Origin of the sequence: Thalassobacillus sp. B23F22_16 (assembly GCF_043496955.1) — a bacterium.
GTDB lineage: Bacteria > Bacillota > Bacilli > Bacillales > Halobacillaceae > Thalassobacillus > Thalassobacillus devorans_A.
The window spans coordinates 277,843-291,176 of the sequence record NZ_JBIEKD010000001.1; the positions used below are offsets into that span (position 1 = coordinate 277,843).

At 42.6% G+C, this 13,334-nt stretch carries 13 protein-coding genes; 4 read left to right on the top strand and 9 right to left on the bottom strand.

Annotated features, from left to right (window positions below):
* Positions 1 to 9: 9 nt before the first annotated feature.
* Both menC and ACGTNI_RS01440 read left to right on the top strand, forming a co-directional pair.
* Positions 10 to 1,116: an o-succinylbenzoate synthase gene (menC, locus tag ACGTNI_RS01435; RefSeq protein WP_394459431.1), complete on the top strand. Its 1,107-nt coding sequence runs from the start codon at positions 10 to 12 to the stop codon at positions 1,114 to 1,116.
* Between the two features lie 72 nt (positions 1,117 to 1,188).
* A complete protein-coding gene (locus tag ACGTNI_RS01440; RefSeq protein ID WP_394459433.1) occupies positions 1,189 to 2,271 on the top strand; it encodes a YkvI family membrane protein in 1,083 nt (360 codons plus the stop codon).
* Positions 2,272 to 2,435: 164 nt separating this feature from the next.
* Here ACGTNI_RS01440 and ACGTNI_RS01445 read toward each other — a convergent pair whose 3' ends face one another.
* From ACGTNI_RS01445 to ACGTNI_RS01485, 9 genes are all read right to left on the bottom strand, one after another.
* Positions 2,436 to 3,566 (bottom strand): hypothetical protein, encoded by a 1,131-nt coding sequence (locus ACGTNI_RS01445; RefSeq protein ID WP_394459435.1) that lies wholly within the window; start codon positions 3,564 to 3,566, stop codon positions 2,436 to 2,438.
* A gap of 163 nt (positions 3,567 to 3,729) precedes the next feature.
* Positions 3,730 to 4,752, bottom strand: a complete 1,023-nt coding sequence (locus ACGTNI_RS01450) for a TetR family transcriptional regulator C-terminal domain-containing protein (protein ID WP_394459437.1) — start codon at positions 4,750 to 4,752, stop codon at positions 3,730 to 3,732.
* A 168-nt stretch (positions 4,753 to 4,920) separates the two neighbouring features.
* Complete coding sequence (locus ACGTNI_RS01455) at positions 4,921 to 5,664, bottom strand: uracil-DNA glycosylase family protein (RefSeq protein ID WP_394459439.1); 744 nt, start codon at positions 5,662 to 5,664, stop codon at positions 4,921 to 4,923.
* A 35-nt stretch (positions 5,665 to 5,699) separates the two neighbouring features.
* Positions 5,700 to 6,116, bottom strand: a complete 417-nt coding sequence (locus ACGTNI_RS01460) for a hypothetical protein (RefSeq protein WP_394459441.1) — start codon at positions 6,114 to 6,116, stop codon at positions 5,700 to 5,702.
* 170 nt (positions 6,117 to 6,286) lie between these two features.
* Positions 6,287 to 6,940, bottom strand: coding sequence for a lysozyme family protein (locus ACGTNI_RS01465; protein ID WP_394459442.1), 654 nt, complete (start codon positions 6,938 to 6,940; stop codon positions 6,287 to 6,289).
* A gap of 284 nt (positions 6,941 to 7,224) precedes the next feature.
* Positions 7,225 to 8,235 carry a FecCD family ABC transporter permease gene (locus ACGTNI_RS01470; protein WP_394459444.1) on the bottom strand — a complete coding sequence of 337 codons (1,011 nt, stop codon included), beginning with the start codon at positions 8,233 to 8,235 and terminating at the stop codon, positions 7,225 to 7,227.
* Positions 8,232 to 9,242: a FecCD family ABC transporter permease gene (locus ACGTNI_RS01475; RefSeq protein ID WP_394459446.1), complete on the bottom strand. Its 1,011-nt coding sequence runs from the start codon at positions 9,240 to 9,242 to the stop codon at positions 8,232 to 8,234. Before ACGTNI_RS01475 ends, ACGTNI_RS01470 begins: the two co-directional genes overlap by 4 nt.
* Before the next feature lie 196 nt (positions 9,243 to 9,438).
* The gene (locus ACGTNI_RS01480) at positions 9,439 to 10,371 is read right to left on the bottom strand and encodes an iron-hydroxamate ABC transporter substrate-binding protein (protein WP_394459448.1); all 933 of its coding nucleotides are present in this window, start codon (positions 10,369 to 10,371) and stop codon (positions 9,439 to 9,441) included.
* Positions 10,322 to 11,167, bottom strand: coding sequence for an ABC transporter ATP-binding protein (locus tag ACGTNI_RS01485; protein WP_394459450.1), 846 nt, complete (start codon positions 11,165 to 11,167; stop codon positions 10,322 to 10,324). The genes ACGTNI_RS01480 and ACGTNI_RS01485 overlap by 50 nt, the downstream gene beginning before the upstream one ends.
* A 153-nt stretch (positions 11,168 to 11,320) precedes the next feature.
* Here ACGTNI_RS01485 and ACGTNI_RS01490 point away from each other — a divergent pair, with 153 nt between their 5' ends.
* Together ACGTNI_RS01490 and ACGTNI_RS01495 are read left to right on the top strand one after the other, a co-directional pair.
* A complete protein-coding gene (locus ACGTNI_RS01490) occupies positions 11,321 to 12,370 on the top strand; it encodes an NAD(P)/FAD-dependent oxidoreductase (RefSeq protein WP_394459452.1) in 1,050 nt (349 codons plus the stop codon).
* Between the two features lie 345 nt (positions 12,371 to 12,715).
* Positions 12,716 to 13,219, top strand: coding sequence for a sigma-70 family RNA polymerase sigma factor (locus ACGTNI_RS01495; protein ID WP_394459454.1), 504 nt, complete (start codon positions 12,716 to 12,718; stop codon positions 13,217 to 13,219).
* The last annotated feature ends 115 nt before the right edge of the window (positions 13,220 to 13,334 follow it).

Genomic DNA, 13,334 nt, shown 5'->3' on the forward strand with positions numbered 1-13,334 from the left:
GGAAGATAAATGAAAGTGACAGAAGTCGTATTACGACATATGAAAATGAGGATGAAAGCCCCTTTTACCACCAGCTTCGGAACCTTTCGGGATAAAGAATTTCTTCTATTAGAAGCGAAGGATGAATATGGACGAAGTGGATGGGGAGAGTCTGTAGCCTTCCATTCCCCTTGGTACAATGAAGAAACGTTGAAAACGAATTGGCATATGCTAGAAGATTTTATTATTCCAGATCTATTACACAAGGAGATTAGCCACCCGTATGAAGTGACCGAAACACTTTCTTATATAAAGAAAAATAATATGGCGAAATCAGCCTTTGAAGGGGCTTTTTGGGATTTATATGCGAAGCAGGAAGGTATTCCCTTAGCTAAAGCTTTAGGCGGAACAGCCAAAGAAATTGAAGTCGGTATCAGCATCGGTATTCAAGACACTGTCGAAGATTTACTCAAGCTAATAGATGAACATGTAAATGAAAGTTATAAACGGATAAAAGTAAAGATCAAGCCAGGTTGGGATGTTGAAGTGATGAGAGAAGTACGCAAACACTTCCCCGATATCCAGCTGATGGCAGATGCCAATTCTGCTTATACTCTGGAAGATACTCAGCTATTAAAGCAGTTGGATGAGTTCGATTTAATGATGATTGAACAACCGCTTGCATCAGACGATATAATCGACCATGCCACTCTTCAAAGAGAACTCAAAACGCCGGTATGTCTGGATGAGAGCATCCATTCCTATGAAGATGCCAGAAAAGCAATTGACCTTGGAAGCTGCAAAATCATCAACATTAAAATCGGACGTGTTGGCGGATTAACCGAATCCAAGAAAATTCATGATCTTTGTCTGGAACGCGAGATTCCGGTATGGTGCGGAGGTATGCTTGAATCAGGAATTGGACGGGCACACAATATTGCCTTAACGGCCCTTTCAAACTTTGTGATGCCCGGAGATACGGCTGCTTCATCACGATACTGGGAGAAGGACTTGATTGAACCAGAAGTGACAGTGGATAATGGAATGATTTCTATACCAGAAGAGCCAGGAATCGGATATGAACCATGCCTGGAAACGATTAAAGATTATACGGTTTTTGAAAAGACCTATTCCTAAGAAAGAGAGAGGCTCTCTTTCTTTACAACCAAAATTGTCGAAAAATTCTAATATCTGAAAAGAGGAAAAAAAATGAAAAAGAGTATTCAAATCGCCGGTGCCTTAATAGGTGTAATCGTTGGGGCTGGGTTTGCTTCAGGACAAGAAATTTTGCAATTTTTTACGAGCTTCGGATGGATGGGCATCATGGGAGTAATTGTGGCGACCTTTTTGTTTGCATTTCTCGGTATGAATTTAACGCAACTTGGTAGCCGGTTGCAGACCGATTCCCATAAAGATGTCATCTATCATATTTGTGGGAAATACCTTGGATTGGCGGTCGATTTCGTCATTACTTTCTTCCTTTTCGGGGTTGCTGTCGTCATGATGGCGGGATCCGGATCTATTTTTGAAGAACAGTTCGGCATTCCAAGTATCGCAGGGAACATCATTATGGCAATATTGGCAATCCTGACAGTTTGTCTAAATGTCCAAAAGGTTATTTCCATCATTAGTCTTGTTACTCCGTTTTTGCTTTTGATGATTATTATTATTGGCGGCTATGCAGTGGGCACAATGGATATTAACTTTGCAGAAGTTCAGCAATTGGCAGAGGAACAGACACCAGCTGCGTCTAATTGGTTGATGGGTGCACTCTTATATGTATCTTATAATGTTGCAGCTGGTGCAGCGATGATGACGGTGATGGGCGGTACAACGAAAGATGAAAAGCAAGCTGGCTTGGGAGGTATCCTAGGTGGCGTAGGATTAGGTGTACTAATTATTCTTATCAATGTAGGCATGCTGGTTAAAATGGATGTTGTCGGCGGGTCGGATATGCCTATCCTTGCGTTAGCAAACGAAATTCATCCAGGATTTGGCTTATTGATGTTTGTGGCTCTGCTGGGAATGATTTTTAATACCACGGTTGGCATGCTTTATGCTTTCACGGCACGCGTAGTGAAAAGAGAAAATCCAAACTTCAACCTTTTCGTCATTCTTTTCGGAGCAGCTGCTTTTGGGGCCAGCTTTGTTGGTTTCATCACATTGGTCGGAACCGTTTATCCATTGATGGGTTATCTCGGCTTTATATTGATTGCTGCTATTATTTATACATGGTTAGCAGGAAAATGGAAGTCAGGAAGATTGAATATAGGGGTTTATACAGAACAATAAAAAAGTAAGTAGTGAAAATGAGGAGCTGTTACTGGTTGTTTTAACTGGGAACAGCTCCTTTTTATCCTCTAACCTCATGCATAAACATAGGGAATTTTCCTCCATTCAATAAAAATGACACACCTCTAGAACAGGTGTGCCTTAACAATATTGGTTATATATAATTATTCTCCAGAGTAATACTCTCTAACTTCTTTAAGAAACCACTCGTAAACCTCAAGAAATTCTTCTGTTCTCCCCGGTTCCTTTAAAAGAGACATAGGTACTTTTGGATACTTGGTAATAGCTTCTGCAGGAATCTCATCCTCTAATAAAGAGTTAATTCGATTAAGTAATTCCAATCGCTTTTCTTCCTTATCAAATGGAGGCCTGCTTTGATAGGTGTGAAAATAAAGTTCAACATATCCTTTAGTTCTTACAGCAAATAATAGATATTCCCTATTATGCTCATACATGGGGACAAAGGAGCCTTCGTTTCTTCCTTGCCCCCACCATATCCAGTCGCACATGTGCTCAGACCAATCATATATCTGCCTGGCTACCCGTACTTCATCCTTATCTATATTGCTATCTATTTCTTTAAAGAATGAATTGTAGTCCCACCGTTTACCTGGTTTACTTCGGTTCTTCTTGCCTGCTGCTTCTGCTGTTTGACCAATGACACGAGGCACAAGCGTTTTTAAGTTGTTCCCAACGAACTGTTTAATTTCAACTGCTAGTACTTCGGACATTTGCTCATTTAGAAACTCGACAATGCGTTTAAGCTCTGATGGTACCTCATCAGCAAGGAAGACCATTCGGATTTCCCCCATTTTAAGGTTAGTTTCTACTAAATCCCAAAACTCCTCCTGATCTTTTCCGTCCGTATGCGAGGCTATTTCGCTTTCTGAACGCACCCCTAATTCATCGCATCTATTTTCAAATTTATTTCGGATGATTTCGATTGGCCAGTAGACAGTTGCATTTGCCGCATACTCTAACAACTGCCCAACTACCTCTCTGCGAATGCGCGTATCACTGCTTCTTTTTACTTCAACCAGTGTAGGAATACCATCCTGGTCAATAAATAAATGATCAACTGACCATCTATTGGATCCTTCTTCTTCGGAAGCAATAGCCATTTCTCGTGAAACAAGCAACCATTTTCTTGGTGATTCTTTATCCATCTGATCACCCGCTAATAGGTTAGGATATTTAGCGATCAGGCCTTGTAAAAGTTCTTCGGAATCATAGGCCTGGGCATTCATTTCAACTAGCTCACCATTGTCTTGCAAAAGATAGATGCCTTCGCTCATATATATTCACCTCAGTAATTTTTGCATTAATTCAACTTAAGCATCAAAAGTGATTTGAGGGAAAGATCAACTTTTCGCTTAAATAGTTATAAATCTTATTCCACAAAAGAGAGGAAGGATTAAACTACTTCCTTCCTCTACCTCTAAAAAAACTTAAACACTATCACTCATTTTCCTTGTTTAAATAATACCTGACCAGTCTGGTAGAACTGGCTCCACTAGGAGTATCATGTAAAATCTCATACGTGAAAGCGCCTATCGACGTCATCGCATTACAAACAGATGGCATACGATTCTTAAGCTCTAACATACGGTGGAGATCTCCTGACTTTAAATCCACGTACGTCTGCCCTTCTTCTTTCGCCTGTTTTAAGTAATCAACCAGATAGTTGCGAATCCTGTCCGTTTCCCCAGCAGTCCTTTGTAACTTTTCTACTTCTGGTTCATGTTTAGCTTCCGCATAAGATTCAGCAAAAGCTTTTAATTGATCCATTTTTTCCGGCTCGGTACTGGTATTTTCCAGCATCAGACCGACTTGGAAGAAGTACATATCTATCAATTTCATCGGGGTGTATACTGTTCCATCTACGCTATATCTGCGCTGGCATTCTTCAAAAGCTTCTTTGTTAGCTGTATAAAAGTCAACTACTTCCCCCAAGGAATGTTCAAAGTTGTCCTTGATACCATGCAGCTTTAACCCCCGCTTGAAATACCGATCATAGGCTGGAACGTTGCCATAAACACCCAGTAGTATCTTTGAAGTCAGGGTATCAGATAAACGGACATATGGCTCCTCTTCACTGGTTTGCGCTATGTAAGTCTCGTATGCATAACGAGTATCTTCAATCAATTCATTTATACCTTCCAAATATGAATCGTCTAAATTCAGTTTATATTCTAAGTTAAAATATTTATGATACTTTCTCTTAGAAACAACTTGTTTTAGAAAGTGTTCATGTACTAGGTAATCCTTTTGAAGGAGAATGGAGCCTCCCCGCAACATCCCCCAGCTGGCCAGGTAAAATGCCAGGTGAAGACTCCCTTTATCCAAGGTCCCATCCTCATTCAGGGAACGATGATTATCATGAAAATATGTATAACAGTGTTCCCAGGACTTATATCGATGGTGCTTATCCTTTTTCGTTTTGTTATGGTAGGTAAAAACTATTTCATTGATTATATTCATTTAACTCCCCCGCTATATTTTCATAATGTATGTATACCTTATAACTACACGTTTCGACATAATAAGGAAAATTCCTCCATAATACAATGAAGTTTAAACTTACCTTTTTTTAAAACTAAAAAGCCTTAGTTCATTGTATTTGAACTAAGGCTGGCTCAACATTTTATGTTATAGAAAATAGTCCTCAATAATCTTTTTCATTTTGTCCTTATTCTCAGCAAATTGCCGATGACGATGGCCATTTCCACCAGAAGGATGAGGAAAGCCTTCCTGAATCGTCCCAGCTTTCATATAGTTCTCCTCCTGCAGAAACTGGAGAGCTTTGGTGACATTTACACCTAAAGGGATAATCAAAGGGTTATCCATCTTTTCTATTTCCTGCGGAAAATTAGCAATCAAGTATCTTTGGAGCAGCTCGTTTTTCAATAGATTAGGAGTCGACCCGCTATAATTCTTTCCTTTGTAAAACACAGGATAGGTAAGTACTGATGTCGTATGGACAAGGTCACTAGCAGAACTAAAAAGTTCACTAGACGAAGACAGTCCCAATTGCTCAGCCAACCCTAACTCGTCCAGCATCGTAATCAAGTTTTTCCGCATAGGTCCTTCGAAGCTTGAATTCTTCTTCACTTCACTCAGGACTTCATTATCTTCTATGTATTGATCTTTCAAATTCCAAACCGTAGAAAAAGATTTCTTCATTTGGTGAAGGCCGGGAGTAATTCCGACAATCACTACTTTCGCATCCTCATTCACATGTTCAAATGGTGCGTAGTAGATTTCCAGGTTTTTCGCCTGATCTTGATCAAGCAGAAAAGTCTCACTGGTCAACATTTCATCTGAATCCGGCGAAGATAAGGAATCTATGTGGTGTTTGTATGTAGCGAACTTTGAATAATTTGCTATAGCCAAAAGCTTCTCCTCCAATAAAAAAATAAGAGGAAGGATTAAACTACAATCCTTCCTTCTTTCTCTTGTACTTCCATTGCTTCATTAATAAACGGCTGAATGCAGACAAGAGCATTCAAACAATCCAGCTTCTCAAAAGGAATATAAACTTCATGACGTTTCAAAAGGTGACTTCGGCAGCTTACGATATCAAAATCCAGTACCTCCTGGACCTCCCGTTGCTTTTCAATGCCAATTCGTGAGTCCGGGTTGCCTGGATTCATATGTAAAATAAGTGACTGATACCCCTTCCCACCATGCAGCGTAGCGAACTGAAATGTTTGCCTGCTTAAACGGTAACCAATGGTCGGCCCCTTGGCGCTATCATCATATTCCACGCCGTCCATTTTAATCAGCGCACGATGAAGGTGTTCAGCAATGATACTATTTTCGAATTCTTTGAGTTTACAAGTCACGCTTTTGCCTCCTTTGAAAAATGAACCTATGTTCATCTTTCCATACTTCGACAAAAAGAGCAAGACTCCATTTTTCCCTGCAAATCCCGATTTATTACTCCTATAGTCCCAATAGAATAGAGAAAAAGGCTGCATCCTAAGTACAGACTTTAGGAGGCAGCCTCTTTCGCTTACATAATTTCCTCGTTCTCTTCATCATAATAGTTCAATACCGCATCGACATAATAAATGTCACCGTAACAAGCTTCATACTGCAGCGCCTCTTCGCGAATACAGCTATAGATACCGGTATGTTCTAACTCTTCGTACTTCTTCGCAGAGAATTCGATCGCTAACGCTTCCGTGTATTCCCCGCCATTATTCCTGACATAATCGATAAATCCAGCTCCGAAATTATACGATTGTAAAGCTAATTTAACGTTATAATCAGCTTTCTCCAGGGTGAGAGCAAAGTAGGAAACTCCTTGTTCAATCGATTTTTCCGGATCATCAATACAACCAACAGAACCACAATACGATTCGGAAGCTTGCATGGGATCATTCCCTCTTCCACCCGATTCTTGCATCATCAAGGCAAGAATAATAGGTACATAATCTTCTATTCCCTCTTCTTTTGCGTATTTCTCCACTTTATCTTCATACTGCAACACTTGCTTTGATAGATTTCCTCTATTTTCATTAGTAAGGTTGCTTACATTGATATCAATAGGGTTGTTTGCAAATAGCTGAATGGCGCCGATGACAATCAGCAACGGGAGAACATTTTTGAAGAAAACTTTTCTCAACGCTTTTTTGAACTTCCTGTTAGTTTTGCTTCCAGCCATGTCTTCTTCTCCCTCTCGCAGAATATCTATCTATATTCTACCATCCTACGATCAAGTTGGCTCCTAATTAGTATAAACCCACAGCGACATCAAGGGTTCCTGAGCCTCGCCCACTCACTTCCATTAGAAATACTTGGCTTATCGCCAAGTCCTTATGGCGAAAGCCAAGTATTTCTTATACTTTAATCCTTTAACAAGGTTAAACTTTCTTAAAGTACAAGAAAGACTACTACTTGTAAAACTAAGCGTTTCCTACCGTGGGTCAGTCACCCACAGCAAACAAGCTAAACCTTCTTCAACAATAAATAAATAAAATAAGGAGCACCAATCAACGCTGCCATAATCCCTGCAGGAACCCCCTCAGGCTCTAGCACATTTCGTCCGATTGTATCTGCAAACAACAGCAGCCACCCGCCAATCAATAAAGCCAAGGGCAAAAACAATTGGTTTCTTGGACCGATTAATGATTTAGCAAGGTGCGGTGCCATCAGTCCGATAAAGGCGATTCCCCCGGTAACCGATACGGCAGAAGCAGCAAGCGCCACGGCCGTTACCAACAGGACGATCCGCTCTTTTTCAACCGCGAGGCCGACACCAACAGAAACCGGCTCACTTAGTCCTAATAGATTCAACCGGTTCGACTTATACAATGTAAAAGGAATCAGGATGATCAGCCATGGCAATAAAGCCAAAATAAACGGCCAATCAGTACCCCAGATGTTCCCCGCGAGCCATTTCGCAATAAAATCTACTTTTTGCCGCTCAGCGGATGATATGAGGACGACCATGGCACCCGATAACGCCATCGAAAACCCGACACCAACCAGGATCAGCCTGGTCGGCTGAATCCCCACTTTTCGCTGGTAAGAGAAGACATAAATCAGGCAAGCCGTTAGAAAAGCACCAACAAAGGCTGCAATCGGAAGAAAATACACGAACGAGCCTGCTTCAATAGGAAAAAACAAAAAGAACACAGCAACTGCAACACCAGCTCCGGCATTAATCCCGATGATGCCAGGGTCCGCTAAATCATTGCGGGTAATTCCCTGCAAAATAGCCCCAGACAGGGCCAGTGCCATCCCTGCCAATAGAGTAATAATGATTCCGGGGAGCCGAATCGAAAACAGGACAAATTCTTCTTTAAAGGTTCCATTTCCAAGCAACGTCGGGAGAATACGGTCAAAAGAGACAGAAGAATAGCCCATTCCCATACTAACAAGGATGGTCACGATAATTAAGCAAGTCAATATCACCATAAGCATGCGTTGTTTTTTTATAAGAGCCGGATGTATCATGAGAAACTCCTCCCTCCCTTTTGTACAATAAATAGGAAGAAAGGTAATCCGATCAGGGAGATGATCGCTACCACCGGTGTTTCATACGGTGCGTTGATCGTCCGGCTGACCGTATCAGCCAACAGCATAAAAGAAGCACCGAATACAGCCGACATCGGGAGGATCGAGCGATAATCCTTTCCGACGATCGGGCGTACAATGTGAGGAATCATCAAGCCAAGAAACGCGATATTTCCAACTACCGCTACAGTAGCACCGGTCAGCAGGATAATCAGGATAAATAAAATTGCCTTGATCTGCGTCGTTTTCTGTCCGAGACCTACGGCTACTTCCTCATTGAGACTGAGGATCGTCAGCTGCCTGGCAAGCAAAAAGGAAATCACCAGACCAATCAGGATGAATGGCAAGATTACCTGGATTTGTGTCCACGAAACCCCGACCAACCCGCCGGCTGTCCACATCGACACATCCTTCGATACTTTAAAAGTTAGACTGACCCCTTCCGCCACAGCAAACAAAAATGCAGACACAGCAGCCCCTGCCAGTACAATCCGAAACGGCGAGAACCCTCCCCTTTTTAACGAGCCAATCCCAAACACCAGTCCTGCCCCGACACCTGCCCCGATAAAACAGGCGATCGTCATCCCGAGATAATTGGTGGTTGGAAAAATGGCCAGCGTGACAGCGAGAGCGGCGTTAGCTCCTGCCGTCAACCCAAGCAGTCCAGGGTCAGCGAGCGGATTTCTCGTCATTCCCTGCATGATGGCACCGGCAACAGACAAACCCGCTCCGACTAAAATGGCGGCGACTTCCCGTGGGAGACGCAACTCACGGATGATATTGACGCTTTCCGACTGCACATTAGAAGTCAGCGCCAGCCATACATCGCGCGCTGTCGTCTCTGCTGCACCAAAAAACATCGCTGCTGCGAATGAAAGGCTCAATACGACCAAGCCAATCATAATCTGATATGTAAATGAACGTGTAAGCTGTTTGTACTTCGTCATAGAAACCCCATCTTCTCTGTAAAATGATTCAAAAAGAAAAGCGCAAGCGCCCGGAAAGACACGACACGCATAAACAAAACGGCTGGAGAAAGGCGTCCTTCCCTTCCGCAAGACGGGTTGCTTATGTCGCGAGTGTCTGGGCGTTGAAGCTAGCCAAATAAGAAGAGGAATTCAACGGATGAATTCCTCTCATAGATTACTCGTTTAGAAATGCGTCCTTGAATGTCTCCAGCTGATACTCCAATGTCACCGGATCGTTGAAGTAAAACTCCTTGGCATTCACTTCGATGACCTGGTCATTTTTCACGGCCGGGATATTCTTGTACGTCTCTGTATCCTGGAAAGAGGTTTCGGAATCGGCATTTTTACTGAACACGACATAATCGCCGGCATACTCCGGAAGTACTTCTGGAGAAATGGCATAGTAACCATCTTCGAGCGCCATCTCTTTTACTTTCTCAGGCATCTTCAGGTTCATTTCCTGATAAAGAATTTCCGTGCCGCGTCCCCAGTTGTCACCAAACACATACAGCTGCTTTTCGAAGTTTTCAATGACAGAAACGGTAGCATCTTCCCCGATTTCAGCACGGATGTCTTCGCCTGCCTGCTGGGCACGTGCTTTAAAATCTTCCACCCATTGTGTCGCTTCTTCTTCTTTGTTCAAAAGTTTTCCGATTTCAATATGCTGCTCTAAATAATCCAGGCTGCCATAGGTATAGGTAACAGTTGGAGCGATTTCCTGCAATTTATCGACATTTTTAATGTTGGAAAGTCCAATAATCAAATCTGGGTCAAGCTCAATTATTTTTTCCAGGTTATCATCGGTGACTTCTTCGACACCCTGTAATTCTTCTTCAAATTGTGGATTCATCTTCGACCAGGCATCGACTCCGACAAGATTGACGTCAAGCGCCATGACATTGCCGGCATAGGACGATAATACAACGACTCGTTCCGGGTTCGCCGGCACTTCTACCGGCCCATTTTCCGACTCATAGGTAATCGTTTCTGACTTGTCATTTTCCTTGTCACTTTCTGTTTCACCGGAAGCAGATTCTCCTGAAGTGCTTCCACATGCGCTAAAAATAAGCACGAATAAGAGCAGGATTGGCATAAGTATCTTTTTCATTGTCGTCTTCTCCTTTAAGTAAGTTATAAGTGATACACATTGGTTTATTGGTGCGAGGGTCTCTGCCGATTTCCGCATCAATCTTGAATACTTCCTGGAGGACTTCCTTCTGGATCACCGCTTCACTGGATCCGGCTTTTACAACCTTTCCTTCTTTCAACGCGATGATATGGTCAGCAAACCGGGCGGCCTGGTTCAAATCATGGAGCACCATAACAATCGTCCGGCCCTGTTCCCTGTTTAATTTCTGCAATAGTTCCAGGACCTCGAGCTGATGAGCCATATCTAAATACGTCGTCGGTTCATCAAGGAAAATCATCTCGGTTTCCTGGGCAAGGGACATGGCAATCCAGACCCGCTGACGCTGCCCGCCGGACAACGCATCGACAGGCTGGTACTTGAACGGTAAGATCCCTGTCTCTTCAAGCGCCCAGTCAATGACCTCGATATCTTTTTTGTTCAAACGGCCGAACCCTTTCTGATAAGGGAAACGTCCATAAGACACCAATTCCCCGACTGTCAGTCCGGCAGCACTTTCCGGATTCTGTGGGAGAATCGCCATCTTTTTGGCCAACGATTTTGTATCTTCCCTTGAGATACTGGCACCATCAAGAATCACCGATCCCGATTGATAGGGAATAATCCGTGTCATCGCTTTCAATAAGGTGGATTTCCCACACCCATTAGAACCGATGATCGTGGTGATTTTCTGATCTGGTATTTCCAATGTCAAATCACTGACAATCGTTTTGTCCCCATAGCCGATATGTAGACGTTCAGTTGATAAACGGCGCATCGTGAAGCCTCCAAATAAAATATTTTGTTGAGAATGATTATCACTTTCGTTTATAATGATACTATAAGTCGGCTCGCTCGCTTTGTCAACAACATTTTCCATATAAAGTTTATCGGTTTAAATGGATTTACATATTGGAGGGGGAGTAATTTCATGGAAAAGGAATGCTTTGATGTTACCATTATCGGCGGAGGACCTGCGGGGCTTTATTCTGCCTTTTACAGTGGACTGCGGGAAATGAAAACAAAAATCATCGAATTCCAGCCGCAATTAGGCGGGAAAGTACAAATATATCCGGAAAAAATGGTCTGGGATGTCGGCGGCCTCCCTCCCGTTCCAGGAAAGCAGCTCATGGACCAGCTGATTGAACAAGGATTAACCTTCAATCCGGAAGTCGTTCTCAATGAAAAAGTCGTTGCCATCTCACGGGATGAAACGGGCACCTTTCTACTCGAAGCGGCGTCAGGAAGAATTCATTATTCCAAAACAGTCATTGTTGCGGTAGGCAGCGGAATCTTAATGCCTCAGAAGCTGAACATTGAAGGAGCGGAGAGATTCGAACTTGGCAACCTCCACTATACGGTAAAGTCACTGAAAACATTTAAAGATAAAACGGTCATCATATCCGGCGGCGGAAACTCAGCGATCGATTGGGCAAATGAATTAGAACCAGTCGCCAAAAAAGTTTACTTAGCTTACCGTAAAGATTGCCTGAACGGCCATGAAGCGCAAATCACCCAATTAGAAAACAGCTCGGTCGAGTGTTTTCCCTATACCACGATTTCGAAGTTACTGGCTTCAGAAGACCATGAAACCATCTCGCAGGTGGAGCTGACCAGTAATCAGACCGGGGGAAGTTTTTACTTAGAGGTAGATGACGTCATCGTCAATCACGGCTTTGATCAGGACACCTCGTTACTGAAAAACACCAAATTCGATATCCAGTTAGTCGATCAGTACTTCGTAAAAGGAACGGCAACGAGCGAAACCTCGGTGGAAGGCGTCTATGCAGCAGGAGATATCCTGAACCACGAAGGAAAGCTGAACCTGATCGCCGGCGCCTTCCAGGATGCAGCCAACGCCATAAATAAAGCCAAACAATTCATCCAACCAGACGCCAATGCTGTTGCCATGGTGTCATCTCATAATGATGTCTTAAAAAAGAGAAACCGTGAATTAGTCAGAGAAATGACGAAGAGTTAGATCCCCCAACACTAAAACAAGCACCCATTCATGCAGGTGCTTGCTTTTTGTTGCCCACCAACCAAGGGTGCCTGAACTTAGCCCACACACTTCCACAACAAAAACTAATATTGGTAAATGTCAACCCTATCCATAGATCAAAATACCGTGGGTCAGTGACCCGAACCAAAAGCACACCACTCCAATATACCCAAAAAATCATCCTGGCGTATGTGCTAATAGTCACTTATCCAAAATTAAATTGTCGTAATATGTCAATAATTTGTACTTTATGTATTTTTTACCCACACCAACTAAATACCCATATATAATCAAGTAGCTGGCAAAAGATAGAAAGCTTTCGGAATGGAAACTTACATGACAACAGACTTTACAAGCTACCTCCCAAAATGCGAGAAAATAATCTACAAATTCATTAACCAATTCCCTCTTCTTGATCGAGAAGAGTTGTACCAGGAAGGACTCATTGTGTTATATGAAACCTTGCAAATACACGACCCAGAACGCTCCAGCTTTTGTACACACTTCTATCATAGAATCAACTATCGCTTCATCGATCTTCACCGTATCGAAAAGACCCATGCAAAAACATTGGAAAGCCTAAGCACCACACCGATACCGTACCACCCGTCCAAACATTTAGACCCATTTCTCCTAGAAGAGATATTAGAGGTTCTCAACGAAAAGCAAACCAAATGGTTCGAGCATCATCATTTGGCAGACTTAACATATGCTCAGATTGCCCAATTAGAAAATACCACCATCAACGCTGTGAAGAACTGGGGAAGGGAAGCGAGGAAAAAGCTTCAACCGTTCTTAGAGGCTTATAGAAATGACGATATACATTAAGTAATAAAAGGAAAATGTAAAATCTCCATGCATCACAAGGAGATTCCATCTATTAAACGGTTCCGCTGCCACTTTTTTCTTTAAAAATGCCTTAACCCCGGCTCGTGATTATTTA